Here is a 25,559-nt window from a genome sequence, read left to right on the forward strand (position 1 = left end):
TATAATCGGCTCGTCAGTGTTGTGACAAGCAAACAATTAAAAAACATCAAATTAATTGTACAAAAAATCAATTTAACCCTTAGGCACTTTTCTTTCAAGACATGGCATTAATTAATGTTTAAGTGCGATTTAAGTGCTGCTGTAAATAATCAACCAATACTCTTACTTTAGGTGATAAGTTTCTGTTGTGAGGATATACCGCCCAAATACCCTCCTCCGTTTCAGCATACTGTTCAAGCATAGATACCAAGGTGCCGTCTTTAAGATATTGCTGCACATAATAATCAGGCAGTTGCACTATGCCTAAGCCTTTAAGCGCAGCGTCTACCAAAGCTTTACCATTGTTGTAGCGAATACAACCTGATACGCGAATATTCCTCCCTTTGCCCGCTTCTTTAAAGCGCCAGTAATCGAGCGTGCCTAATAAACAATTATGTTGTTCAAGCTCTGACAAAGTATGTGGCATGCCGTGCTCGACAATATATTGAGGTGAAGCACAGGTAAAACTTGTTCGACTTGCGAGTTTTTTTGCCATCAGGCTGGAGTCGCGTAATTTGCCGAGCCGTATGGCAAGATCAAAGCCTTGATCGACAAGATCCAGTTGTTGATTACTAAGCTGAGCAACTACCGTAACTTCAGGATATTGCTTAATGAAGTTATTCACCAAAGGCAAAATATGCTGCTCACCGTAAGTTACCGGCGCAGTAAGTTTTATTTTGCCTTGTGGTTTTTGACCTCGTTGGCTAATCGACTGCTCAGCCGCAGTTAAGCCGTCTAACACACTACGGCAATGTTGATAAAATATTTGCCCTTCTTCGGTCAGCGACACTTTCCGCGTGGTGCGATAAAGTAATTTGGTATTGAGCCGACGCTCTAATTGGCTCACTTGGCGACTAACCTGCGCGGTTGAAATTGCTAACTTTGCTGATGCTTTGGTAAAACTTTCCGTCTCAGCCACATAAACAAACTCTGTAATGCCTTGCCAATCAAACATTATTACCACACAGTAAAAGTAAATTGTAAAAATAGCATATTATCATTATTTTTATTTGCAATATAATAACTTCATCAGGGTCTATACTGCATAATCATAAGCCCGTTTCCCGACCATATACGTATAACAAGTGAGAAAACCTATGTCTGAGCAATTTATCAAATCAAAAGCCGCAATCGCCTGGGGACCCAATCAACCACTATCGGTGGAAGAAGTTGATGTAATGCTACCTAAAAAAGGTGAAGTACTGGTCAAAATAATCGCTTCGGGTGTTTGTCATACCGACGCATTTACTTTATCAGGTGAAGATCCTGAAGGTATTTTTCCGGCAATTTTAGGCCATGAAGGTGGCGGCATTGTTGAACAAGTGGGTGAAGGGGTCACAAGTGTTCAGGTTGGCGATCATGTTATTCCGTTATACACACCTGAATGTGGCGAGTGTAAGTTTTGCTTATCTGGCAAAACCAATTTATGTCAAAAAATCCGTGAAACCCAAGGCAAAGGTTTAATGCCCGACGGCACAACACGCTTTTATAAAGACGGCGAGCCTATTTACCATTACATGGGCTGTTCAACGTTTTCTGAATACACAGTATTACCTGAAATTTCATTGGCAAAAGTTAATAAAGAAGCGCCATTAGAAGAAGTGTGTTTGCTTGGTTGTGGCGTAACGACCGGCATGGGCGCAGTAATGAATACCGCGAAAGTTGAAGAAGGTGCCACTGTCGCCATTTTTGGTTTAGGTGGCATTGGCTTGTCAGCCGTTATTGGCGCAACTATGGCGAAAGCTAGCCGTATTATCGCGATTGATATTAACGAAAGTAAATTTGATTTAGCCAAAAAACTCGGCGCGACCGACGTTATCAATCCAAAAGATTACGATAAACCTATTCAAGACGTTATTGTTGAATTAACCGATGGCGGCGTTGACTATTCTTTTGAATGTATTGGCAATGTTGATTTAATGCGCTCGGCGCTAGAGTGTTGTCATAAAGGCTGGGGCGAATCAGTCATTATTGGTGTCGCTGGCGCTGGTCAAGAAATATCAACAAGACCATTTCAACTAGTAACAGGCCGAGTATGGCGTGGCACTGCATTTGGCGGCGTTAAAGGTCGCTCTGAATTACCTGATTACGTAGAGCGTTACCTGCAGGGCGAATTTAAACTCAGTGATTTCATTACTCATACCATGGCGTTAGAGCAAATAAATGAATCCTTTGATTTAATGCATCAAGGCAAAAGCATTCGCTCGGTAATTCATTTCGATAAATAAGCAGCACCAAACGTCGCGCCAGTTCAGCATTAACTGGGCGCGACTGGCTTTAATTACGATAGACATAACGATATAGCGATATAAAAAGATAAAGGGTTAACGATGACCATTGAAAATTTAGCCACCAACAAAAGCTTTGGCGGTTGGCATAAACAATACAGCCATTTTGCCAGCTCGCTTAATTGCACCATGCGATTTGCTATTTATTTGCCGCCGCAAGCAAGTAACAACCACAAAGTACCAGTGCTTTACTGGTTATCGGGCTTAACCTGTACCGATGAAAATTTCATGCAAAAAGCGCATGCGCAACATATTGCTGCCGAGCTTGGTATTGCCATTGTTGCCCCCGATACTAGCCCGCGTGGTGAAGGTGTCGCTGATGATGAAAATTATGACTTAGGCCAAGGCGCAGGCTTTTATGTAAATGCCACGCAAGCACCTTGGAATACGCATTATCAAATGTATAGCTACATTGTTGATGAATTACCACAACTTGTCGAGTCAACCTTTCCTGTCTCGAATGTACGTTCAATTGCCGGTCATTCAATGGGCGGACATGGCGCGTTAACTATCGCGTTGCGTAACCCAAAACGTTATTGTGCAGTATCAGCCTTTAGCCCGATCAGCAATCCAAGCAATTGCCCTTGGGGTCAAAAAGCATTTAGCGCTTATTTAGGCGACGACCAATCGTTATGGCAAGCACACGATGCAGCTGAACTGATAAAAAATGCCGTTGATAAAATTCCAATGCGAGTTGATCAAGGGTTGGCAGATAACTTTTTAACGGAACAATTAAAGCCGGAAACATTAGAGTCGGCAGCAAAAGGCAATAATTACCCACTCGAGCTAAACCTACACCAAGGTTACGATCACAGTTATTACTTTATCTCGAGCTTTATTGAACAGCAGCTTCGTTTTCATCATGCCCATTTAAGCCAACGCTAACTTTTGTGTTTTCCATCAACAAGTTTATGTGCTCAAGAAGCGAGCACATAAGCTTGTTTTCTTATCTAAACATCACGTCTACAGCACAATAACCGCATAAAAAACCTTCAACAATTGCGCAATTATTACCGCTAAAAAAACTGTAATACAAGGTGAAAGTTTTACTCGCACAAACACCGATAAAATGTTGATTTCGATCAGCTTTTAAAGTGTTTAGATTCGTAACTTGGCTACTCATTTTCATTGCAAAAATTTATAATGTCCTTATAGATTGTAGGTTTATATTTTGTTAGGAAACAAGCAATGTCGATAACAAGTCAGGTTGAACTTTCTCCGTTAAAAATGGCTGAAAAAGCGCTGCAGTTTGGTCAAGCACGTATTTCACGCAGCCTAATTTCAACTTTTTGTTTAGCGATCACCGCAGGTGTTTTTATTGGAATTGCTTTTATATTTTATATTGTTGTAACAACTGGCGCGCAAACTCTGCCCTATGGCATGGTAAAACTGATTGGCGGCTTAGTGTTTTCAATTGGGCTTATTTTAGTAGCGGTATGTGGCGGAGAGCTTTTTACCAGCAGTATTCTTTCAATCGTCGCCAAAGCAAACAACAGCATTAATATGCGCCAAATGCTCACCAACTGGACGGTTGTCTATTTGGGCAACTTTGTTGGCGCGTTAATATTAGTCAGTTTAATGCTGACCGCTAAACACTATTTTCAAGCAAATGGCGAAGTGGGTTTGAACTACTTATATGTCGCAAAAGCCAAACTACAATACGATTTTATGCAAGCGGTAGCGCTTGGCATTATGTGTAACTTATTAGTGTGTTTAGCGGTGTGGATGACCTACAGCGCGCAATCAGCAACCGACAAAGTATTAGTGATTATTTTACCTGTGAGCATGTTTGTCGCCTCAGGCTTTGAACACTGCATTGCAAACATGTTTTTGATCCCATTGGCAATTGTTATAAAAAACAATGCCCCAGTTGAATTTTGGCAAGCGACAGGCGCTAATGCCAACGACTTTTATCAGCTCACTTGGTCAAACTTTTTCACAAATAATTTATTACCAGTCACCATTGGCAACATCATTGGCGGTGCAATACTAGTAGGATTAACCTATTGGTTTATTCACCTTAAAAACAATGACACTTGTCACTGATTGGGCTGCAAAACAGAATTTTTAATTTTATAGGAAACCATTATGGTTAATGAAAAATGTCAAAGCAATTGGACAGGTTTTACCCCTGGAAAATGGCAAGAAAGCGTTGATGTAAGAGACTTCATTCAACAAAACTATACGCCGTATCATGGCGACGACAGCTTCTTGCAAGGCGCAACTGAAGCAACAACTTCATTATGGCAAGAAGTCGCCAAAGGCATTAAGCAAGAAAACGAAACGTTAGCACCGGTAGATTTTGATAACGAAATTCCAGCGACCATTACCTCGCATGGCGCAGGTTACATCGACCCAAGCTTAGAGAAAATTGTTGGTTTACAAACCGACAAACCACTAAAGCGCGGCATGATCTGCAATGGCGGTATTCGTATGGTAGAAACATCATGCAAGGTTTACGGCAAAGAATTAGATCCTAACGTTAATAAAATTTTCTCTGAGTATAAAAAAACCCATAACCAAGGTGTATTTGATGTTTATACCAAAGACATTTTAAAGTGCCGTAAATCTGGCATTATTACGGGTTTGCCAGACGCCTATGGTCGTGGTCGCATTATTGGTGATTATCGCCGCGTTGCACTATACGGTATCGACTTTTTAATGGCTGATAAAGCCAATCAACAACAAGCACTTGAAGAGCAATTATATCAAGCACAAAGCAGCAGCGACGTTGAAAAAGTTATTCGCCTGCGTGAAGAAATTTCAGAGCAATACCGCGCACTTGCCCAAATGAAAGAAATGGCAAACCGTTACGATTGCGATATTTCATTGCCGGCAACCAATGCCACCGAAGCGGTGCAATGGACTTACTTTGGTTACTTAGCTGCGATTAAATCGCAAAATGGCGCAGCGATGTCGTTTGGCCGTGTTTCAAGCTTTTTAGATATTTACCTCGAGCGCGATATTGCCCAAGGTGTCTTAACCGAAGTACAAGCCCAAGAGCTAATCGATCATTTAGTGATGAAACTACGTATGGTGCGTTTTTTACGTACACCAGATTACGATGAATTATTCTCAGGCGACCCAATTTGGGCAACAGAATCAATTGGCGGTATGGGTAAAGACGGTCGCACCTTAGTGACTAAAACCAACTTCCGTTTCCTTAATACCCTATACAACATGGGTGCAAGCCCAGAGCCAAACATGACCGTACTTTGGTCTGAGCAATTGCCAGAGCACTTTAAAACTTTCTGCGCAAAAGTCTCTATTGATACCAGCTCAATTCAATACGAAAGCGACGACTTAATGCGTGAAAGTTTAGACTCAGACGACTATGCAATCGCCTGTTGTGTTAGCCCGATGATCGTTGGTAAGCAAATGCAATTTTTTGGTGCCCGCGCCAACTTAGCTAAAGCGTTACTTTACGCCATTAACGGTGGTGTTGACGAAAAATCTGGTGACCAAATCGCGCCTAAAATGCCTGCGATCACCAGCGAATACTTAGACTACGACCAAGTTAAAGCGAACTTTGAGCAAGTAAATACCTGGTTAGTTAAAAACTATGTTACCGCATTAAACTGCATTCATTACATGCACGACAAGCACAGCTATGAAACAGCACTAATGGCATTGCATGATCGTGACGTTACCCGTTCAATGGCCTGTGGTATTGCGGGGCTTTCTGTAACTGCCGATAGCTTGTCAGCGATTAAACATGCCAAAGTAAAACCGATTCGTAATGAACAAGGCATCGCCATTGATTTTGAAATTGAAGGCGACTACCCACAGTTTGGTAATAATGACGATCGTGTTGATGATATCGCCTGTGAACTTGTTGAAAACTTTATGGACAAAATTCGTAGCGTTGCAACTTATCGCGAAGCGAAACCAACGCAATCGGTATTAACCATTACTTCAAACGTAGTTTACGGTAAGAAAACTGGCTCAACGCCAGATGGGCGTAAAGCAGGCAGCCCTTTTGCACCAGGCGCAAACCCTATGCATGGTCGCGATCAAAAAGGCGCACTTGCCTCGATGACGTCAGTCGCCAAATTACCGTTTTGCTCAGCAGAAGATGGCATTTCGTATACCTTCTCGATTGTGCCAAAAACCTTAGGTAAAACCGAAGGCGAACAACGTGGTAACTTAGTTGGCTTGCTTGATGGTTACTTTCATCACAATGACAATCAAGAAGGCGGTCAGCACTTAAATGTTAATGTGCTTGATAAAGAGCTGCTGATTGATGCGATGGAACATCCAGAAAAATATCCGCAGTTAACCATTCGTGTCTCTGGTTATGCGGTACGTTTTAATGCATTAACCCAAGAGCAAAAGCTTGATGTGATCAACCGCACCTTTACCGATAAGTTTTAATCGGCAAAAGTTGTTGTAACATTAACGCTATGGCATCGTCACTTGTGGCGATGCCTATTTATTTTTACACTGTTAGGACTTTTCATGACCACGGTAAATGCACTTGGCGATTCGGTAACGATCTCCGGTAGAGTTCATTCCATTGAATCTTGCGGTACGCTCGACGGACCAGGCATTCGTTTTATCCTATTTTTACAGGGCTGCTTAATGCGTTGTAAATACTGCCATAATCGCGACAGTTGGGACGAAAGTGCAGGCTATGAAATGACCGTAGAAGAAGTGATGGAGTCAATTCGTTATTACAAGCCGTACTTCAAATCAGGCGGCGGCTTAACCGTATCTGGCGGCGAGCCTATTTTACAAGCACCTTTTGTGACTGAATTATTTAAAGCTTGTCACGCCGAAGGCATTAATACCTGTTTAGACACCAATGGCTTTATGCGTGAACACGATCAAAGTATTGATGAACTGCTTGATGAAACCGATCTCGTGCTAATCGATGTAAAACACCTCGACGACAAACAGCACATCGCATTAACAAAAGTGAGTAACCGACACACGTTAAACTTTATTCGCCATTTGGAACGAAAAGCCGTGCCATTTTGGATGAGACATGTCGTGGTGCCGGGTTATACCGACAACCTAGCCTCGGCAGAACTTTTAGCAAACTACAGCAAAAACCTTACTCATTTAAAGCGGTTAGAATTATTACCTTATCACGATAATGGCGCCTTTAAATGGCAACAATATGGTGAAATTTACCCACTTACAGGTGTGGCGCCTTTAAGCCGAAAAAGCATTGAACCTATCGCACAGTTGCTAGAAAGTTATCAATTACCTGTGGTGTATTAGTTAATATAATCAGGGTCTAGGATCAGGGTCGGTGACATATTTTAAATAAAATTACATATAGTCTTAAAGAGTGGTTAATCATTACCTATAGATGTCACCGCCCCTTTAAACTGAAATGAGATCATAGAGTCGGGGTCGGTGACATATTTTAAATAAAATTACATATAGTCTTAAAGAATGGTTAATCATTACCTATAAATGTCACCGACCCCTTTAAACTTAAACTCAGACCCCTTTAAACTTATTCTTACTGCTTTGTTTTGCATTCAGATAACAAGCAACGTAAAATAAAAACCAAATACTTATTCACTTTTTATAGATAATTATGCCAGTTAACTTACCTGAAATTGACCCTACGCTTTTAACGCCAATCAACGGCATTCGTTTAGGCTGGGCTGAAGCCAATATTAAACAGCCTAATCGAAAAGATCTGTTGGTGATGGAAATAGCGCCTGGCAGTTCAGTATCAGGCGTATTTACCCAAAACCGCTTTTGCGCAGCGCCAGTCACCTTATGTAAAGCACATTTAGTGGCCGCAAAAAATGGTGAAAGTCAGGGGATAAAAGCGTTGGTGGTCAATACTGGCAATGCCAACGCTGGCACGGGTGAGCAAGGCATGCTTGATGCGCAGCAAACTTGTCAGCAATTAGCTGAAATTATGTCGTTAAACGTAAATGAAATACTGCCATTTTCTACCGGCGTTATTCTTGAACATTTACCGATGAATAAATTATTAGCCGGCTTACCAAATGCAGTGCAAAATTTAACAACCGATAATTGGGCTGATGCCGCTAGTGCGATAATGACCACAGATATTGCGCCAAAAGCTTATTCAAGCCAATTACTGCTTGCAGGCAATAAAGTCACTATTACCGGTATTTCCAAAGGCGCGGGCATGATCCACCCGAACATGGCAACCATGCTAGGCTACCTAGCTACCGATGCCAATATTGCCCAACCCTTGCTTGACCAAATGACCAAAGACATTGCCGATCTTTCGTTTAACTGTATTTCGGTTGACGGCGATACCTCCACTAACGACTCATTTATAATTATTGCTACCGGAAAAAGTAGCGCACCAAAAATAACCTCAGCCAGCGATAGCGGCTATGTTGAATTGTTGAATGAATTAGTTGCAGCGGCGCAATATTTAGCAAAAGCTATTGTGCGCGATGGAGAAGGTGCCACTAAATTTATTACCGTCAATATCAAAGGCGCAAAAAGCGTTGAGGAAGCTAAAGCCATAGGCTTTTCTATTGGTAAAAGTCCATTGGTAAAAACCGCGATGTTTGCCTCAGATCCAAACCTAGGCCGCGTACTCGCTGCCATTGGTTATGCCTCAAGAGAATGTGCATCTTTAGAAGATTTAGACACCAATACATTAGCGCTATATTTTGGTGAAACCTTAGTCGCTGAAAAAGGTGGTCGAGCAGCAAGTTATCAAGAAGAAGTCGGTCAAGCCATTATGAATGAAGCTGAAATCGAGATCACCGTTGAACTGCATCGTGGCGAGCAACAAGCAACCATTTGGACCTGCGATTTTAGTTATGACTACGTAAGAATTAATGCGGAATACCGCACTTAGTGAATAATGGGGAGTGTGGTCGACGTTCGTATCGTCATTGCGACATTTACTGGGCTGTTTCGACGGCCATTCACATGCAAGTACACGACATACTCTTATGTTAGTCCTAAAACAGGGAGCATTGATTGAACGCTCTTAGGGGGAACCCCGTTTAGTTTGTCTAATACTACGGCGATACGAACATCTAGTTTGAGTATAGAAGATAATGCTAAATTTAGGCAAAGGCCAAGGCTAATAAAATGATGCCTTCTGGCCTTTTTTAATAACTATTTTTCATCTTTATTAAGAATTTTAAAGTGAGCAAGATCGGGGCGAAGAACCCGTGCTTGTCCATAATACTTTTGAATCAATCCCTTACTGCGTAATTGCGCCAATCCTTTATTTAGCGCCTTGATAACTTTCGCCCCTTCTGGGTGCTTTTTAGACACCATATAATGGCGACTACTATCTATGGCAATAGCAACATTCGGCACCGGAAATAACTCAACATTACGTTCTCGATTAAATTTTGGCTTGTTCACATCTTTCGCAAACTCTAATAAAGTAAAATCAATACCACGAAACTTAATCACTTTTAATAGAGAATTAAAATTAGAGGCTAAATGTAACGACTTAGGCGGTATTGACTCTAAGGTTTTAATGTCTTGCAACCATGCATATTGCGTTGCCGCAGTCAGGTTTTTCAAATCGTCTAAACTATCAACTTGCATCAACGCTTTATTATCAGCCAATCCATAAATGCCTTTGATAAACTCCCCTTCTTCAATTACCGCAGTACTAAGGTAAAGCTCTTCTGGGTACATACCTGTCATTAACCGCTGTTGAGTCATTAAAACTTTGCCTTCTCTCACCATCTCAAGGCCACGTAAGGTATTGGGCACGATAACAAACTCAAAATCGTCATCAATACCACCAAGCTCCAGCGCCTTTTTGATGATAATTAAAGTTGCTGATCCTTTAGAAACGCCTAACCGCGAAAATTCGGTAAAGTCTTTAGCGCTTTGCCCTGAGTTTTTTAATATCATTTTATAACGGTCGGCTAAACCTTGATGAACAGCGATACTTACCGCCCAGCTCGACGGGGAAAGTAAAATGAGTAAAACTGCAGCAATTAGCGCTGAATATGTTAAACGAAAAGAAAGTGTAGATTGAGTGTTATACATTGCTGTCGATTAGCCAGTTAGTTGAGTTGATATTGGCGAATACACCAATAAACGCCTGTTGTTATCGATTCTTACATTTGTGTACATATCATACCCGAGCTTAGCTTGAATAAAATAGAAACAATAAAAATTTTTAATAAAGTTGCTCAACGTCACATTAAGACATAAATTAATCGCCAAACATGCCAATTAAAAAAACACCATGAAAAATAATCTATCAAAGGCGGCCATAGCGCGAATTGCATCGGCACTGGTTAAAGCATTGCCTAGCGTTAATGACGTACTTTTTATTGAACAGGCACTAACCAATATCGAGCAGTTAGAATTAAAAGCGCGTGTTCAACATATTATTGGTGTGTTACATATGCACTTGCCCAGTGACTTTGAGCAAGCAGCAGACGTGTTGATAGCAATGAAGCAACATTGGGATTATGGCGAGCAAGACGACAGTTATAGCGTATTCGCCGCTTGGCCCATTATTGATTATGTAAGCGATTATGGCTTGGCACACCCAGAAAAAGCCCTAGCAACCTTAAAACAGTTAACCGAGTTATTTTCTGCTGAATTTGCCATTCGTCCGTTTATCGTTAAATACCCCGATTATTGTTTAGCGCAATTTACGCTATGGGTGGATGACGAATGTGAACATGTGCGCCGACTGGTTTCAGAAGGCACCCGTCCACGTTTACCGTGGGGACTAAGGTTAACGCAATTTGTTGACGACCCAACACCTAACCTGCCTTTATTAGCGGCGCTAAATACCGATCCAAGTTTGTATGTTAGGCGCTCTGTCGCTAATCATCTCAATGATATCGCCAAAGATCACCCCGAGCTTGTGGTGACAACCTGCAAAAGTTGGCAACATGCTTACCCAAATAATCCAGCGTTAACTTGGTTAATAAAACATGCCACTCGCACCTTAGTCAAAGCCGGAAATTCCGGCGCTTTATCGTTACTTGGTTTTACTGAAAATCCCAAAATTTCAGTCACTAATCTTACGTTATCCGCCAGTGAAATTTGCCAAGGTGATACCATGAGTTTTGACTTTGAACTTACCGCTGATGACAAGGCACAGCAAAGCTTAGTCATTGACTATGCGATGTACTTTGTTAAGGCCAATGGCAAACAAAGCGCAAAGGTCTTTAAAATTAAAAACCTGACCCTTAACAATTTTGCCAGCGTGCAAATACAAAAAGCCCATTCATTTAAAGCCATTTCAACGCGAAAATATTATCCCGGCATTCACAGCATCGAAATACTCATTAATGGACAGCCCTATGCCAAACAAGACTTTCGCTTAATTTAACAGCTAACTCGCTAAAAAAATTGAAAAACAAACAAAATAACTGTATTTACATACAGCCTTTTTGTATGATGAAATTTTTTTAACAGAGATAATCGGTTGAAACTTTATATTGCTGAAAAACCCAGTTTAGGCAAGGCCATTGCCGCTGCACTACCTAAGCCACATAAAAGTCATAAAGGCTATATAGAGCTGGGTAATGGCGATGTGGTGAGCTGGTGTATCGGTCATATTCTTGAGCAGGTCGACCCAGAAGCTTACGATGCCGACTACAAAAAATGGCGTATGGAGCATTTGCCGATTATTCCCGAGCAATGGCAATTAAAGCCTAAATACGCGACCCGCAGCCAATTAACCGTTTTAAAAAATCTAGTTAAAAAAGCAGACCTATTAATTCACGCTGGCGATCCAGACCGCGAAGGTCAATTATTAGTTGATGAAGTGATCAATTACCTGAAAGTCAGTAAAACTAAACAAGATAAAACCCAACGTTTACTGATCAGCGATTTAAATACCAGTGCCGTTAAACGCGCTTTGGCAAACTTAACATCAAATAAAGACTTTATGCCGCTGTCGATTTCAGCATTAGCACGCTCGCGCGCTGATTGGTTATACGGCATAAATTTAACACGTGCTTATACCTTGCAAGGACAAAAGTCGGGCTTTAATAGCGTTTTGTCAGTTGGGCGCGTGCAAACACCACTGTTAGGCTTAGTGGTGCAGCGAGACGAGGAAATCGCCAACTTTGTCAGCAAACCGTTTTACCAAGTATTGGCTCACCTTAATACCGACAACAAAGAAACATTTACTGCAAAATGGCAACCCAGCGATGCTTGCCGCCCTTATATGGACGATGAAGGCCGCGTGCTCGTTAAAGGCTTAGCTGAAAATGTGGTTGCCCGTATTGGCCAGCAAAGTGCGACCGTAACCGATATAAAAAATGAGCGTAAAAAACAAATGGTGCCGCTACCTTATAATTTGTCAGCACTGCAAATTGATGCCGCCAAACGTTTTGCTATGAACGCTAAGTTAGTCTTAGATGTTTGTCAGTCTTTATATGAAAAACATAAGCTGATCACCTACCCACGCTCTGATTGTCGATACCTGCCCAAAGAGCAGCATCAGCAAGCAAAAGGCATAGTGGCAACCTTATCTAAATCGAGCCAAGCTTATGCCAGTGCGGCTAAAAATGCTGATACAAAGTTAAAAAGTCGTGCTTGGAATGACAAAAAAGTAACTGCGCATCACGCCATTATTCCAACTGAAAAGTCGGCTGAAAATATCACCCTTAATTCATTCGAGAAAAACATTTATCAGCTGATAGTTCGTCAGTACCTTGCGCAATTTTACCCAGACTATTTATATGATCACAGCCAAGTCAGCCTAACCATTGCAGGTGGTCTTTTTAAAGCGAGCGCCAAAACTGAGCAGCAATTAGGCTGGAAGGTTTTGTATCCGTCCACCAGTAAAAACAAAGACGCAAACACACAAGAATTGCAAAGCTTGCCTAAACTTGAAATCGGTCAGCAATTATTGTGCTCGCATGGCGAGCTAGTTGAAAAACAAACGCAAGCACCTCAAGCGTATACCGATGCAACCTTGCTTTCAGCCATGACCGGTATTTCTCGCTATGTAAGCGATGCCGAGATTAAAAAAATTCTAAAAGAAACCGACGGTTTGGGCACAGAAGCAACCCGCGCCGGTATTATTGAATTATTGTTTAAGCGAGAATTTTTGCAGCGAAAAGGCAAAATAATTTCAGCAACAGAAGTGGGCAAAGCGCTGATTAATGCCCTGCCTAGCATGGCCACTACGCCAGATATGACCGCATTATGGGAAAGTCAGCTCAATGGTATTTGCCATCAAGAAATTAATTACCAGTCGTTTATTTCAGGTGTTGAACAACGTATAGGCGAGTTTATTGAACAAGGAAAAAATGTCTCTTTTAGTGGTTTACCCAAAGTGAATAAAAAACAAAAGTTCAGCAAAAAAAGAAAGTTTGCTAAAAAGAAAACTCGCTAAAAAAGCTCACTAAAAAAGGCTTACCAACAAATGGCAAAGCGCTTCATGCAGGTTTATTTAGCTAAGCCGCCCATGCACAAATACTTCACTTCTAAATAATCATCTAAGCCATATTTAGAACCTTCTCGGCCGTTGCCAGATTGTTTCATCCCGCCAAACGGCGCCGCTGCATTAGAAATAATGCCTTCGTTAATACCAACCATGCCATATTCTAGCGCTTCAGCCACACGCCAGATCCGGCCAATATCTCGTGCATAAAAGTAGGCGGCTAAACCATAAGGGGTATTATTGGCCATAGCAATAACCTCAGCTTCACCGCGAAAGGCAATAATGGGGGCAACTGGGCCAAAAATTTCATTGGTTGCAATCGGCATTTCAGGGCTAACATTAGCTAAAATAGTCGGTTGATAAAAACTAGATCCTACTGGCTCGACTTTACCGCCAAGTATTACTGTTGCGCCTTCATCTACTGAGCTTTTGACCAGTTGCTCTACTTTGCTCACCGCTTGTGCTGAGATCATAGGGCCAACATCGGTTGTTTGCTCTAAGCCATTGCCGAGCTTTAATTTAGCCACCGCTTGGCTAAACTTTTCCGTAAATTGCGCCAGCACGCTTTCATCAACAAAAATACGATTGCTACAAACACAGGTTTGCCCCGCATTTCGATATTTCGAGGCAATTGCGCCATCAACGGCAGCGTCGATATCTGCATCGTCAAAAACAATAAAAGGTGCATTGCCACCTAACTCCATCGATACTTTTTTTACCGTACTAGCGCATTGACCAATTAAGGTTTTACCGACAGCAGTTGAGCCGGTAAAGGTAAATTTGGCAACGTCTGGATGTTGCGTTAATACTTCGCCAATCGCTTTTGCATCTTCACCAACAACAACATTAAATACGCCTTCAGGAATACCGGCTCGATGGGCAAGTTCAGCCATAGCTAATGCCGATAAAGGTGTTTGTTCTGACGGCCGAACCACAAAAGTACAACCTGCAGCAAGCGCCGCTGCTGCTTTTCGCGCGATCATCGCATTTGGGAAATTCCATGGCGTAATAGCCGCCACCACACCAATGGCTTGTTTAAGCACAACAATACGTTTATCGGCGCTCGGCGCTGCGATTGTATCACCGTAAACACGCTTGCCTTCTTCGGCAAACCATTCGACAAAAGAGGCGCCATAAGCGATTTCACCTTTGGCTTCTGCCAGCGGTTTACCTTGCTCAAGCGTTAATATTCTCGCCAAATCATCTTGATGTTCAACCATTAAGTTAAACCAGTTTCGCAAGATAGTTGCCCGTTGATGTGCCGACATTGCAGACCATGATTGTAACGCTGATTTTGCACTGCGCACTGCCAAGTTAGCTTCAACAATGCCTGCGTTATCGACCGTAGTAATAATTTTAGAAGTTGCAGGATTAGTAACAGCAAAAGTTGAATGGCTTTTATGCCACTGACCATTAATATACGAATGTGTTTTAACCAAGTGTTTATCTTTAATGGCCTGCATTTTGTTGTCCTAGGGCTAACGCTATTTTTAACGCACAATAAAATTAGCCTTTATGATAAAGGCTAATTAACAAAGCTCAAGGTAATTACATTTTGGTGGGGTGTAAAATAACAGTAATGCTTATTAACACTTAGTCGGTTTTAGCATAACCAAGGTTGCTATTTTTGCGCATATAGCGCTGGAATATGGCGTCAAAGCGACCGTCAGCCTTCATTAACTTTATTTGTTGGACAAAGTCATCCCTAGCCTGCTCGGTATTAAAGAAAAAACCATTCGGGTTTTCACCAAAAAGCGCAAAACGTTTCACCTTTATCGTCGGGTCGATGCCTTCTTTGGTGATTAACTCATTTAAGTAATATTCAAATATCTGGTGATCTAATTGAATAACTTCTACTCGACCTTTTAACAACATTTTTACTTGTGACTTTTGATCAAAGGTTTCGCTATAAAATGGGTTATTCTGCGCCATATTAAAGTATTCATCACCCAGTTGAGCTTTAGCACCTTGCCATGACAACACGCTATGCGCCGATAACTGAGCAATATTGGTAAAATTAAAGTTATTTTTTTCTAAGGTGTATGCGTAATTTTTAAACGCGTAAATAACATCTGAAAAGTGCCCTTGAAGTTTAGCAATATTGATGTTTTTTTGATTAATATCGCAGACTGCGTCAACTTTATTGGTTTGGTAAGATTTAATTCGACGTGCGTAAGGAAAGTAAACTGCTTCTATTTCGTAACCTAAAGGCAGCATCGCTTCATTCATAATATCGAGTAAAATGCCATTGTCGGTTTCTTGCATCACCCAAGGGGCGAGTGAGTTACCATAGGCTACCCGCAATTTTTTTGCTTGGACTTGTGGTACAAATAGCGACATTAATATTGCTATCAAAAACACCGATAATGAAACGCGATAGCAATATTTAGTTAACATAAACGACTCTTCAATATTTTTATAATTGAAACAACTATAAAAATTATAGCAGCAAAGCCGTTATCTGCTTAGTGATATTTACTTTACAAGTAGCAGGTAGCAGGTAGCAGCTAGCAGCTAGGCTGCTACCTGTGTATCAACAAAGGTATTAATAATTAACTTGTGCTTTGAAGCTGATTTTAAAGAAAATACTGTACAGCACTGGCACAGCAATTAGCGTTAAAATCGTCGCAAATGCTAATCCCCCCATAATGGTTACTGACATATCAGCGAAAAATGGGTCAAACAACAGCGGCATAACACCTAAAATCGTGGTGATTGCCGCCAACGACACCGGCCTTAAACGACTTGCACTCGCTTCAATTAGCCCTTGTAAAGGCGGTTTACCTTCTTCAATTTGCAAGTCTATTTCTTCCAGTAAAACAATGGCATTTTTTATCAACATGCCAAACAAACTTAAAAAGCCTAACAGCGACATAAAGCCAAATGGCATATCGGCAGCGAGTAGCCCGGCAACAACACCAACTACCGCCATAGGCACAACTAACCAAATAATTAGTGGCTGACGTACTCGGCCAAACAGTAAAACACTAATTAAGAACATCACCAAAAAGCCCAGCGGTAAACCTGCACCTAACGCCTCTTGCGCATCGTTAGCAGATTCAAATTCGCCGCCAAAGGTTAACTGATAACCAATGGGCAATGGAATATCTTCAATCTTAGCCCTTACCCGATTAAATGCCGCGCCAGCGGTTTCATTAAAGCCTGGCTCTGCCGAAATGGTAATAGTGCGCACCCGATCACGGCGCTGAATTAATACTTCTTCACTGTCGTAATCCATATGGCTAGAGATTTGTTGAAATGGAATATATCGGCGCTGACTGCTACTCCATACCATACTGTTGTTAACATCGGTTAAGGTCGGCTCGTTCTGCAATCGGTTTTTTGCAATGATCGGGTATAAGTAGTCGCCATACTGCAATTGCCCAATTGGCAAGCCACTACTGGCAAACTGCACGGCTTGTGAAAAGTCTTGTCGAGAAACCCCGGCAAGTCCTGCGGTAATTTCATCGTAATGCGGCGTCACAATAAAGCCTTTTTCACGCCAGTTATCTCGCACGTCACGAATGGTGCTGTCATCAAGGTAAATGCTTTTAACCTGCTCAGCCAAGCCCCTTAATACGACAGGATCCGGTCCTGAAAAACGCGTTTGTAATTTTGCGCCATTCGAGGGACCAAACTGCATGATTTGCACAAAAAATTTGCCGTCGTGATCAACATTCGCCAGTTGTTGCTCTAAGCGTTTCGAGACCTGCAAAATTTCGTTAGCATCTGAGACGCGGATCATAAATAAGCCATAACTTTCGTTCGGCATTTCAGGTCCGTACAATAGCGTAAAGCGCTCAGCGCCACGACCAACAAAACTTGCCACCGACTCGACACTGTCATCAGCTAAAATAAGCGCTTCACCAGTTTGCATATTGGTAGCAGTGGTACGGATATCTCTATCTTGTGGTCCCCAATAATTGATAAAAAATACCGGAGCGTTTGATGGCGGGAAAAAACCTTGTTTGATCATGCCAAAACTTGCGTAAGCGGTGATCGTTATTGCTACTAGCGCAAATACACTTAACCACCTAAACCTAAGCGCTTTTTTAAGTAAAGCGACATAAGCCAAATACATAAACGAAGGTTTTTCTTGATGCTGCTCTTGACCCACTTTATAAAAATATTTACCCAAAAGTGGCGTTAAGGTAACTGCAAATACCCAACTTAACATCAGAGAGATTAAGACTACCGCAAATAATGAAAACAGAAATTCGCCGGTCGCATCGTCAGATAAGCCGATCCCCGAAAATGCGGCAATACCAATAATGGTGGCGCCAAGTAGAGGCCATTGTGTACGTTTAACAATAAAACTTGCCGCATCAATTGCCGACTTTCCGCCGGCCATACGCAGCATAATGCCTTCAGCGACCACAATTGCATTGTCAACGAGCATGCCCATCGCAATTACCATAGCGCCTAAGGAAATGCGTTGCAGCCTAAGCTCAGCTAACCACATCAATAATACGGTACCTAATACCGTTACCAACAAGGTTGTGCCAACCACTATGCCTGAGCGCCACCCCATAAACACACATAACGCGATTGTGACTACTGCGATTGACACTTCTAGGTTCACAATAAAACCGTCAACCGCTTTATCAACAATACTGGCTTGATCGTATAACGATTCAACTTCAATACCCGCAGGTAAAGTGGTTAATAATTCCGCAAGTTTTTGTTCAACCTGTTGGCCGACTTTAACAATATTCACGTCGAACTTAGCTGATACGGCAAAGGTAATCGCCTGTTCACCGTTATAACGCATAATGCTGTCGGGAATTTCAACTGGCTCCATGGTAATTTCAGCAATATCTTTTAGCTTTATCGAGGCATTATTGCCCGGCAAAACAATCGATAAGTTGCCCACTTCATTAATGCTGTTGTTTGAGTCTGCCAGTGAAAGCCTTATTTGTTTGCCTTGCGCTAATAATCGTCCGCCAGTAAAAGGGCGTAAATTATTATTTAGCACCTGAGTAATATCAGGAAAAGATAAGCCTAAGCCCGCAATTTGAAAGGTATCAAAGCGGGCGATAATTTGTTCTTCTAAAATGCCATTAACATCAACTTTTGCGACACCGTCGATGGTTAATAATTCACGGCGGATAATGCGAGAAAATTCACGAATTTGTTGTTGAGAAAACTCTGGCGCGGTTAGCGCATAATACAAGCCATAAACATCACCAAAGTCATCGATCACCACAGGAGCACTTGAACCAAGTGGTAATGAAGGGGTTAAGTCACGCAGTCGTTTTCTTAACTCATCCCAAATTTGCGGTAACTCTTCGGTATTGTAATGCGATAGAACTTCGACTCTAATTTGCGAAACACCCGGCTTACTGGTTGATTTCAACAAGTACAACTGCGGCATTTTCTGTAATGCAATTTCAATATTTTCAGTTAATTCTTTTTCAACTTTTTCAGCGCTCGCTCCGGGGTAATAAGTGATAACTTGCACTTCTTTAATAGTAAAAGCAGGGTCTTCTAAGCGCCCTATTTTTTCTAAAGCAACCAAGCCACCAACAATGCAAACAATCGCCAATAACCAAATATTAACCGAGCGAGTTAATGAATAACGTGCAATATCCATTACTGCTCACCCTTATATTCTCTAACCGTTAAGCCCGCTCGCATTTTGGTAATGCCGGCAGCCACCACTTTATCGCCAACAGTTAACCCTTTTGACACCAAGGCGTAATTCTCTGCGATACCGCTAACCGCCACCGCCTGTTGCTTAACCGTTGATGAATTGGCATCAAATAACCAAACAATAAAGCCTGATTTGGCATCGCCCGAAACGGCTGCAAGGGGCACAATCAGCGCTTGCTCTTTTGGTAAAGACGTTAGCACGGTAACAATCGCTCTTGAGCCTGGCGTAATGTCAGTTTCCTGTGCGTCATTAATCGCAAAGGTAACATTGTAGGTTTGCGTGATAGGATCTGGCGTTGCTTCATGTTCGACATAGTGAATATCAAACACTTTATTTTTTAGCCCAACCAACTTCGCACTTGCTTGTACTTTTTTATTACCGGTATTGGCGGTCATCACTCGCTCTGGCACATCGAATGAAAAATAAAGGCTGGAACGATCTTGCAAAGTGGCTACAGAATTTCCCACCTGTACGTAACTGTCATTTTCTTTGTACCGGTCTGAAACAAAAGCATCAAAAGGCGCGGAAACATTGCAATAACTTAAGTCTTGTTTGGCGTTATTAAGGTCAAGTAAGGTGGTTTCAAATAACGACTCCGCATTGTCTAGAATACTTTGTGATACACCGCCTTTTTTGAATAAAGAACGAATACGCACCAATTCTTTTGCCGCAACATCGTGTCGTACTTGCCTATCTTTTACTTTACGTTGATATGGCGCAGGATCGATACGCGCTAGTACCTGACCTTTCTTAACTTTTTTACCTTTAACTAAATCGGTTTCAATTAGGCGTCCTGAAACTTCAAACTTTAATTCAACGGTTTTAACCGCAGAAACAACCGCAGGAAATTCATAAATTTCTTTATTAGGCTGCTCAATCACAGAGAAGGTTTGTATCACTAAAGGCGGTTGTTGCTCAGCCGTTGTGACTTCTTCAGAGCATCCCTGAAGAAGTAAAAGTAGACATAAACACTGGCAAAACTTCATTGCGGTCTCCATAGCTTTTTATTAATAGTTTACACTTTTAGTTAAAGTGTAAACAAAATGTAATGTTAACACATTTACGATATATGTAAACCAATTGTCAAAATTGACGGCATGCAGTACACTCGAGCGTAAGTTATAAGTGTTGCAAAGGATGATCGAGTTTGCCTAAAAGTAGAGAAAAAATTTTAGACACCGCACAGGAGTGTTTTTTTCAACATGGTTATGCGGCAACTAGCATCGCTATGATAAGTCGTTATGCCAGTATTTCTCGGGTGACGATTCATAAACAGTTTTCATCGAAAGAAGCATTGTTTCGTGCACTTATTACCGACTTTTTAGTTGATAAAGACGTTCAAATTCAAGAGTACCTCGATAGCGATAAAGATTTTTGGCAGAGCACCTGCGAATTTCTCACCAAAAGATGTACCGAAGTATTTGAAGACATTCCTAATCCAAGAATTAAAACAGAACTACTGCATGCCGGCCAAACCTACTGCGCAGATTTAATTGATGAAAATGAAGGTAAAACCGGTCAAGCAATGCTAATAAAGCTAAAACAAACCGTATCCAGTGGCAGTATTTGTTTAGAAGCGATTGGATTATCGGTAGAAGAATTTGCCGATAATATTCATAAAGTTGCTGAAGGCATTATGATGTCGACCCTTAAGGATGATCCGCGTGAAGTGATCAAAACAACCCTTAACATATACCAAAAAGCGACCCAAGGTTAATAACAAAGGCTGCAATTGCAGCCTTTATTTGAACAATGAATTATAAGACCCTCATTGGTCGTTATATCGTTAAAAGCTTGAAACTTGAAACTTGAAACTAAAAGTTAAACTTGCCGTTATTGTTTTGCCAGGCACTGCGCGGCAAAATTTCTTCAATAGTATCCCAATGCTCAACAACCTTGCCGTTTGCTAAACGAAATAAGTCATAAAAAGCGACATCTTTATTCATAAATACGCCTTCACTAACAGCCAAAACAAAGTTTCCTTGTCCTAACACTTTATGGTTGGTTTTATAAATCATTGGCATACCTTGCTCTGCCAAGGCAGTAAGTGCTTTGCCTAAGCCAGTTAAGCCATCAGCTACATGTGGGTTATGTTGCAGGTAATCACTGTCTTTTGCATCAATGAACTGGCCAATTTTTGCCATGTCGCCTTTAATAAATATGCTCTCGATCATGTCTGCCACAATCGCTTTATTTTGTGCTGTTTTGTCTAAATCAGTGATTTGTGTTGTACCGTCAAACTGCGTTCGCCCACTGGCGTTAGCGGGTGCAATGGCTTGTAAATTGTCCCAATGCTCAACAATTTTTCCGCTTTCAAAACGAAAAATATCAAAACCTGCTTTAGGTCCAAAAAAGTTATATTCGGTGTGTAACACGACATAGTCGCCATCTTGAAAAGCACGCTTTACTTGCGCTTTCGCACTACCCTGGGGTAATTGTTGCATTACTGCACCAAACCCTGCCAACCCGTCAGCAACGCTTAAATTATGCTGAATATATTTTTCAGGATTAATATAGCCAATCGCCTTAGCATCGCCAGTTTCAATACTCGAAATTACTGCAATCGCTTTGTCTTTATTTGACAGTATTGGTGTGTCTGTACTTGCACACGATGCAACACCAACAACACTTGCAGCCATTAAGGTACGATTAATTAATTTAGTGATTTTATTCATAGTTATGCTCTCCTGTTTTAATAACAACAATCATAAGCGACTGCTGAAAAATTAAGCAGAGTGTATTTAGGTCTAAAAATGGTAAATGTCGAACAGCTAAACGTTAGCTTAGCGATGACTTACCTCAGTTCACGGTGCTTTTTAACAAACTGGCTAGGGGTAAGTGAGGTATGTTTTTTAAAGTATTTAACAAAATTACTGGCATCATCAAAACAAAAATCGGTTGCCATTTGCTGCGTAGTGACATTGCTAACAAACAATCGCCGCTTAATTTCAACAATCGTATGCGCATCAATTAACTGTTTGGCGGTTAAATTTGTGCTCACCTTACACAACATATTTAAGGTTTTGTAGGTGGTATGAATATTATTGGCGTACCAGTTTGCATCTCTTATGGTATGAAAATGAGCAAACAACAAGGTAATGAATTTAGCAAACTTTACACTTTGTTGCTGCGAGATTTTATCTTGCGTCGATTCAGGCCTTAAACGATGTAAAAACAAAGATAACGCCGAAAATAAATACATAACAATTAATGGATCTGTTTGCTTTGCCTGACGCTCAGTAATAATTTCCCCGATCATATTTTGCACGCGCTTATTGTCACTTTCATCAAGTGCTAAATAAGGGCTATAGTCAATGTTTAAGTGAGTTGGCGTGTAATTAGGTAAGCGCATATTAACATGTACTTGATCTAAAAATGCTTGGGTAAAAATAAGCATTTTCCCTTGCGGTTTTTGGGAAAAGTCAAAGGCGTGAACCTGCTCAGGTTGAAGAAAAATAAATGAGCCAGCACAATAATTATAATGAACAAAATCAACCATGTGCTTACCACAGCCTTGTTCAATATAAATTAAATTATAAAACTTTACACGATGCGGCTGCTCAGGATCATTTAGACAAAACCCCTGACGATACATTTTTTCAAGTTCAACCACTTCAAAGTCACCTTTACCGGGCTGAAACTCAATATCAGGTATCTGCATAATGTTAACCATAGATAACAACACTTAATACAGTTTAATTAAAGCCTCTAAAGAAACAAGCGGCATTACTTAAAACTAGCGATGATATTTATCCAATAACCTTATTAATCATCATTACCCTATTCATCAAACTAGATACTTGTTAACACTTTGTTAATAGTATATTGTTAACAAATCACCATTAAACCACAGTAATAGCACACTATAAAAGGGTTGATTATGACAACGGCTTACCTTAAAAATATTAAGTACGCGTTAGCAATAACCTCTGCTTCGTTACTTATATCAGCATGTACACTCGATAAAAATGCTAACCATAAAGCGAAACAAGATAGCGCATTAGATGCGTTTGCCAATGAGCAAGTACTCACCACCTTAGTTGATTTTGACGATAGTAATGAACAAGGTTGGCTTAGTAACGCAGGCACGACTAGCAAACAAGTTGCTGATGCAGGCAATCAAAAGCTTGCGGTTAACTTTTTATCTTCGCATAACCAAGCAAAGCTACAGATCAAACCTGAATCCCCTTGGAATTTTGCTCAATATCAACACTACAACCTTGCCTTTGATGTGCAAAATACCAGTGATGAGTCGGCGCATGTCTATTTAGCGTTAACCAACCCTAAAGGCGAATTACAGAGTCGCTCAATTAGTTTACCGGCAAGCTTTAATGGCACGGTTTATTTTCCATTACACGGTCAAGAGTCTGATACCGAAACAGGCTTATGGGGTGACGCGCCACCGTGGAAAACTGACGATCAATTAATGGTCTGGCGTTCATGGCGAGACGATCGTATCGATTTATCAAGCGTTGAATCATTAACTTTTTTCACCATTGGCAATTTATCTGATAAGTCGATTACCTTAGACAATATTCGTTTGCGTAAAAATCCTGAATCCGATCCAAACTGGATGGTCGCTGTTGTCGATAAATACGGACAAAATGCCAAAAAAGACGTTGCCTTAAATGTAAGTTCCGACGCTGAGCTAAAAGCGGCTGCTGAACAAGAGCTTGCTGCCTTAGCAAAATCAACCGGCATGCCTGATCGTTCAAAATTTGGTGGTTATACCAAAGGCCCTAAATTAAAGGCTACCGGTTATTTTCGTACCGAAAAAGTTGACGGCAAATGGTGGATGGTCGACCCAGAAGGTTATGTCTTTTTCTCACATGGTCCTGCGAACGTACGTATGGCGAACATGACGACAATTACTGGCGTTGATTTTCACGACGCTTCAATTCGCGTTAGACACAGCGATGAAGTCACCCCAGAAGATTCTATGGGCATCGTAAAAATTCCTGATGCTGCACGAGAAACACGCTACATAGCCTCAGAACTTCGACATAACATGTTTCAATGGCTTCCGTCATACGATGACCCACTTGCCGAACATTACAGCTACCGTCGTTCAACCCATAAAGGTGCTTTACCTCATGGTGAAACCTATAGCTTTTATCGTGCAAATTTAGAACGTCGCTACGGCGAAACGTCGCCATTATCTTATGTCAAAAAATGGCATGAAGTGACCATGCAACGCATGAAAGATTGGGGTTTTACGTCGTTTGGTAACTGGGTAGATCCTGCTTTTTATCAAGCAGATCAAGTACCGTATTTTGCTAATGGCTGGATCATAGGTGACTTTAAAACGCTGTCGGGCCATACCAACCACTGGGGTTTAATGCCCGATCCCTACGATCCTGTATTTTCTGAACGCGCCAAAGCAACCATAGATGTTATTGCCAAAAATATTCAATCGTCGCCTTGGTGTGTAGGTATCTTTATTGATAATGAAAAAAGCTGGGGTGAACGTGAAGGCACGGTGGAGCAACGTTATGGCGTAATTTTAGATGCCCTTTCAAAACCCAGCCAACAAAGCCCAGCAAAAGCGGCATTTGCTAAGCATCTAAAATCAAAATATCGCACAATAGAAGCGCTTAACAATGCTTGGCAAACCGATATTAATAATTGGCACAGCTTTAACAATGGCGTGACCTTTGAGCGCTATAATAACGCACACATTAAAGACATTTCTGACATGTTAAAAATGTTAGGTGAGCAATACTTTACCGTGGTGCACAATACCTTAGAAGCCGCGTTACCAAACCATTTATACATGGGTGCTCGTATGGCCAACTGGGGCATGCCTGACGAAATTATCGAAGCTTCGGTTACATATTCAGATGTACTTAGTTTTAATATTTATGAAGAAGGTGTTCAAGATCACTATTGGCAATTTTTAGAAGAAGTCGACTTGCCAGTGACAATTGGCGAATTCCATATTGGCACAGCAACCGACTCAGGTTTATATAATCCAGGTATAGTACATGCAGCCAATCAAACCGACCGTGCGAACATGTATAAAACCTATATGGAAAGCGTGATAAACAAGCCTTATATGGTAGGTGCCCATTGGTTTCAATACATTGACGAACCGATTTCTGGACGCTCGTTTGATGGTGAAAATGCCAACATTGGTTTTGTCACCGTTGCCGACATTCCCTACCCTGAGCTTATTTCAGCGGTAAAAGAAGTCACTAGCACCATGTACCAAAAGCGTTTAGCAAAATAGTAC

Annotated in this window: 18 protein-coding genes; 10 read left to right on the top strand and 8 right to left on the bottom strand. The window is 41.3% G+C overall.

Annotated features, from left to right (window positions below):
• Nucleotides 1-118: 118 nt before the first annotated feature.
• Nucleotides 119-994 (bottom strand): LysR family transcriptional regulator, encoded by an 876-nt coding sequence (locus tag ACRRSQ_RS05165; protein WP_440874638.1) that lies wholly within the window; start codon nucleotides 992-994, stop codon nucleotides 119-121.
• Between the two features lie 142 nt (nucleotides 995-1,136).
• Here ACRRSQ_RS05165 and ACRRSQ_RS05170 point away from each other — a divergent pair, with 142 nt between their 5' ends.
• The 6 genes from ACRRSQ_RS05170 to argJ all read left to right on the top strand — a co-directional run bounded on the left by ACRRSQ_RS05170 (nucleotide 1,137) and on the right by argJ (nucleotide 9,138).
• Nucleotides 1,137-2,267: an S-(hydroxymethyl)glutathione dehydrogenase/class III alcohol dehydrogenase gene (locus tag ACRRSQ_RS05170; RefSeq protein ID WP_440874639.1), complete on the top strand. Its 1,131-nt coding sequence runs from the start codon at nucleotides 1,137-1,139 to the stop codon at nucleotides 2,265-2,267.
• A gap of 102 nt (nucleotides 2,268-2,369) precedes the next feature.
• Nucleotides 2,370-3,212 carry an S-formylglutathione hydrolase gene (fghA, locus tag ACRRSQ_RS05175; protein ID WP_440874640.1) on the top strand — a complete coding sequence of 281 codons (843 nt, stop codon included), beginning with the start codon at nucleotides 2,370-2,372 and terminating at the stop codon, nucleotides 3,210-3,212.
• Nucleotides 3,213-3,515: 303 nt separating this feature from the next.
• A complete protein-coding gene (gene focA, locus ACRRSQ_RS05180) occupies nucleotides 3,516-4,373 on the top strand; it encodes a formate transporter FocA (protein WP_440874641.1) in 858 nt (285 codons plus the stop codon).
• 42 nt (nucleotides 4,374-4,415) lie between these two features.
• Nucleotides 4,416-6,701: a formate C-acetyltransferase gene (pflB, locus tag ACRRSQ_RS05185; protein ID WP_440874642.1), complete on the top strand. Its 2,286-nt coding sequence runs from the start codon at nucleotides 4,416-4,418 to the stop codon at nucleotides 6,699-6,701.
• Between the two features lie 84 nt (nucleotides 6,702-6,785).
• Nucleotides 6,786-7,553 (top strand): pyruvate formate-lyase-activating protein, encoded by a 768-nt coding sequence (pflA, locus tag ACRRSQ_RS05190; RefSeq protein WP_440874643.1) that lies wholly within the window; start codon nucleotides 6,786-6,788, stop codon nucleotides 7,551-7,553.
• A gap of 325 nt (nucleotides 7,554-7,878) precedes the next feature.
• Nucleotides 7,879-9,138, top strand: coding sequence for a bifunctional glutamate N-acetyltransferase/amino-acid acetyltransferase ArgJ (argJ, locus tag ACRRSQ_RS05195; RefSeq protein ID WP_440874644.1), 1,260 nt, complete (start codon nucleotides 7,879-7,881; stop codon nucleotides 9,136-9,138).
• Between the two features lie 266 nt (nucleotides 9,139-9,404).
• Here argJ and ACRRSQ_RS05200 read toward each other — a convergent pair whose 3' ends face one another.
• Complete coding sequence (locus ACRRSQ_RS05200) at nucleotides 9,405-10,301, bottom strand: hypothetical protein (protein WP_440874645.1); 897 nt, start codon at nucleotides 10,299-10,301, stop codon at nucleotides 9,405-9,407.
• Between the two features lie 202 nt (nucleotides 10,302-10,503).
• Here ACRRSQ_RS05200 and ACRRSQ_RS05205 point away from each other — a divergent pair, with 202 nt between their 5' ends.
• Together ACRRSQ_RS05205 and ACRRSQ_RS05210 are read left to right on the top strand one after the other, a co-directional pair.
• Entirely contained in the window at nucleotides 10,504-11,607 is a 1,104-nt protein-coding gene (locus ACRRSQ_RS05205) for a DNA alkylation repair protein (RefSeq protein ID WP_440874646.1), read from the top strand.
• A gap of 96 nt (nucleotides 11,608-11,703) precedes the next feature.
• Complete coding sequence (locus ACRRSQ_RS05210) at nucleotides 11,704-13,626, top strand: DNA topoisomerase III (protein WP_440874647.1); 1,923 nt, start codon at nucleotides 11,704-11,706, stop codon at nucleotides 13,624-13,626.
• Nucleotides 13,627-13,679: 53 nt separating this feature from the next.
• On the opposite strand, the gene ACRRSQ_RS05215 is transcribed toward ACRRSQ_RS05210, so the two are convergent.
• From ACRRSQ_RS05215 to ACRRSQ_RS05230, 4 genes are all read right to left on the bottom strand, one after another.
• Complete coding sequence (locus ACRRSQ_RS05215) at nucleotides 13,680-15,137, bottom strand: NAD-dependent succinate-semialdehyde dehydrogenase (protein ID WP_440874648.1); 1,458 nt, start codon at nucleotides 15,135-15,137, stop codon at nucleotides 13,680-13,682.
• A 130-nt stretch (nucleotides 15,138-15,267) separates the two neighbouring features.
• Complete coding sequence (locus ACRRSQ_RS05220) at nucleotides 15,268-16,071, bottom strand: substrate-binding periplasmic protein (RefSeq protein ID WP_440874649.1); 804 nt, start codon at nucleotides 16,069-16,071, stop codon at nucleotides 15,268-15,270.
• A gap of 148 nt (nucleotides 16,072-16,219) precedes the next feature.
• Entirely contained in the window at nucleotides 16,220-19,267 is a 3,048-nt protein-coding gene (locus tag ACRRSQ_RS05225; RefSeq protein WP_440874650.1) for an efflux RND transporter permease subunit, read from the bottom strand.
• The gene (locus ACRRSQ_RS05230) at nucleotides 19,267-20,313 is read right to left on the bottom strand and encodes an efflux RND transporter periplasmic adaptor subunit (RefSeq protein WP_440874651.1); all 1,047 of its coding nucleotides are present in this window, start codon (nucleotides 20,311-20,313) and stop codon (nucleotides 19,267-19,269) included. The genes ACRRSQ_RS05225 and ACRRSQ_RS05230 overlap by 1 nt, the downstream gene beginning before the upstream one ends.
• A gap of 161 nt (nucleotides 20,314-20,474) precedes the next feature.
• Between ACRRSQ_RS05230 and ACRRSQ_RS05235 the strand changes: the two genes are divergently transcribed.
• Nucleotides 20,475-21,044, top strand: a complete 570-nt coding sequence (locus ACRRSQ_RS05235; RefSeq protein WP_440874652.1) for a TetR/AcrR family transcriptional regulator — start codon at nucleotides 20,475-20,477, stop codon at nucleotides 21,042-21,044.
• A gap of 97 nt (nucleotides 21,045-21,141) precedes the next feature.
• On the opposite strand, the gene ACRRSQ_RS05240 is transcribed toward ACRRSQ_RS05235, so the two are convergent.
• A complete protein-coding gene (locus tag ACRRSQ_RS05240) occupies nucleotides 21,142-22,002 on the bottom strand; it encodes a nuclear transport factor 2 family protein (RefSeq protein ID WP_440874653.1) in 861 nt (286 codons plus the stop codon).
• A gap of 119 nt (nucleotides 22,003-22,121) precedes the next feature.
• Nucleotides 22,122-22,988 (bottom strand): AraC family transcriptional regulator, encoded by an 867-nt coding sequence (locus tag ACRRSQ_RS05245; protein WP_440874654.1) that lies wholly within the window; start codon nucleotides 22,986-22,988, stop codon nucleotides 22,122-22,124.
• 219 nt (nucleotides 22,989-23,207) lie between these two features.
• Here ACRRSQ_RS05245 and ACRRSQ_RS05250 point away from each other — a divergent pair, with 219 nt between their 5' ends.
• On the top strand, nucleotides 23,208-25,556 hold the full coding sequence (locus ACRRSQ_RS05250) for an agarase (protein ID WP_440874655.1): 2,349 nt from the start codon (nucleotides 23,208-23,210) through the stop codon (nucleotides 25,554-25,556).
• The last annotated feature ends 3 nt before the right edge of the window (nucleotides 25,557-25,559 follow it).

The organism is Thalassotalea sp. PLHSN55, assembly GCF_052030545.1.
Lineage (GTDB): Bacteria > Pseudomonadota > Gammaproteobacteria > Enterobacterales > Alteromonadaceae > CANMXU01.

Excerpts from the sequence above, each read along its gene's own strand:
- ACRRSQ_RS05165 (WP_440874638.1), bottom strand. The coding sequence starts at position 994 with ATGTTTGATTGGCAAGGCATTACAGAGTTTGTTTATGTGGCTGAGACG.
- ACRRSQ_RS05170 (WP_440874639.1), top strand. The coding sequence starts at position 1,137 with ATGTCTGAGCAATTTATCAAATCAAAAGCCGCAATCGCCTGGGGACCC.
- fghA (WP_440874640.1), top strand. The coding sequence starts at position 2,370 with ATGACCATTGAAAATTTAGCCACCAACAAAAGCTTTGGCGGTTGGCAT.
- focA (WP_440874641.1), top strand. The coding sequence starts at position 3,516 with ATGTCGATAACAAGTCAGGTTGAACTTTCTCCGTTAAAAATGGCTGAA.
- pflB (WP_440874642.1), top strand. The coding sequence starts at position 4,416 with ATGGTTAATGAAAAATGTCAAAGCAATTGGACAGGTTTTACCCCTGGA.
- pflA (WP_440874643.1), top strand. The coding sequence starts at position 6,786 with ATGACCACGGTAAATGCACTTGGCGATTCGGTAACGATCTCCGGTAGA.
- argJ (WP_440874644.1), top strand. The coding sequence starts at position 7,879 with ATGCCAGTTAACTTACCTGAAATTGACCCTACGCTTTTAACGCCAATC.
- ACRRSQ_RS05200 (WP_440874645.1), bottom strand. The coding sequence starts at position 10,301 with ATGTATAACACTCAATCTACACTTTCTTTTCGTTTAACATATTCAGCG.
- ACRRSQ_RS05205 (WP_440874646.1), top strand. The coding sequence starts at position 10,504 with ATGAAAAATAATCTATCAAAGGCGGCCATAGCGCGAATTGCATCGGCA.
- ACRRSQ_RS05215 (WP_440874648.1), bottom strand. The coding sequence starts at position 15,137 with ATGCAGGCCATTAAAGATAAACACTTGGTTAAAACACATTCGTATATT.
- ACRRSQ_RS05220 (WP_440874649.1), bottom strand. The coding sequence starts at position 16,071 with ATGTTAACTAAATATTGCTATCGCGTTTCATTATCGGTGTTTTTGATA.
- ACRRSQ_RS05225 (WP_440874650.1), bottom strand. The coding sequence starts at position 19,267 with ATGGATATTGCACGTTATTCATTAACTCGCTCGGTTAATATTTGGTTA.
- ACRRSQ_RS05230 (WP_440874651.1), bottom strand. The coding sequence starts at position 20,313 with ATGAAGTTTTGCCAGTGTTTATGTCTACTTTTACTTCTTCAGGGATGC.
- ACRRSQ_RS05240 (WP_440874653.1), bottom strand. The coding sequence starts at position 22,002 with ATGAATAAAATCACTAAATTAATTAATCGTACCTTAATGGCTGCAAGT.
- ACRRSQ_RS05245 (WP_440874654.1), bottom strand. The coding sequence starts at position 22,988 with ATGCAGATACCTGATATTGAGTTTCAGCCCGGTAAAGGTGACTTTGAA.
- ACRRSQ_RS05250 (WP_440874655.1), top strand. The coding sequence starts at position 23,208 with ATGACAACGGCTTACCTTAAAAATATTAAGTACGCGTTAGCAATAACC.